The 832-nt window shown below is 58.1% G+C and carries 2 pseudogenes; both read right to left on the bottom strand.

The features are described 5' to 3' along the window. A pseudogene (locus ACLFKU_RS43735) lies at positions 1–125 on the bottom strand (IS5/IS1182 family transposase); the annotation flags it as partial. A 246-nt stretch (positions 126–371) separates the two neighbouring features. Beyond that, a pseudogene (locus ACLFKU_RS43730) lies at positions 372–722 on the bottom strand (IS6 family transposase); the annotation flags it as partial. Positions 723–832 lie beyond the last annotated feature (110 nt).

Here is an 832-nt window from a genome sequence, read left to right as displayed (position 1 = left end):
AAGCTGCGCTCGACCACCCACCGCCGGGGGAGCAGAACGAAACCCTTTTTCGTTTCTTCGAGTTTGATCACCTGAAGGTCAATACCCTCGTCGAATGCAGCCTGCGCTGGCTCTTTGCCCGTGTATCTCGTATGCCTACCCGCTATTTTAAGTGGGAGACTGTGTCCGGCGATTCAGGGGGCCGCTCCAGGGAGAACGCTTCGTCTACAACATGATCTCCGCGACGGCTCCTACCTTGTTTCTGGCGCTCAACTGCGCACCCCTGCAACGCCGCGTGAAAGCGTGTCGATCGAGCGAGGGAACTGGTGATCCGGATACGCAGCGTCCGCCTCCATCGCAAAACGATTAGTCGCTGACAATTGGCCCGGAATAGCCCTGAGCATGAAGTCTACCGTCTGGCCGTCCCGATCCACCGCCCGATATAGATAAACCCATTTTCCCCGGATCTTCAGATACGTCTCTTCAACCCTCCACGACCGTCCCGCAGACGTGGCAAGCTGGTTCCAGCGCTTGACGAGCTCGGGCGTATAGCGGCGCACCCAACGCAGAATCGTCGTGTGAGCCAGCGACAACCCTCGCACAGCCATCATCTCGACGAGATCGCGCCGGCTGAGTTTGTAGCGCAGAAACCAGCGCCCACAAAGAATGATCAACTCACGGTCAAAATGACGGCCGGCGAATAGCCCGTCCAGACTTTTCAGCTTGAGAGGTGGCGCCGGAATTTCGGACAAGGTCGGTAAGTGGAACGGTCGGGGCCTGAGCTGGTCATAGGGACCAGCAAAAGGAACCCAAAGATGGCAAAAAGAAGCCGCCGGTCGCATAGCCCGGCATT

The organism is Paraburkholderia sp. EG304 (assembly GCF_046543485.1).
Lineage (GTDB): Bacteria > Pseudomonadota > Gammaproteobacteria > Burkholderiales > Burkholderiaceae > Paraburkholderia > Paraburkholderia youngii.
Note: the sequence above shows the minus strand (reverse complement) of the source record. Positions and strands in the feature narration are given on the sequence as shown.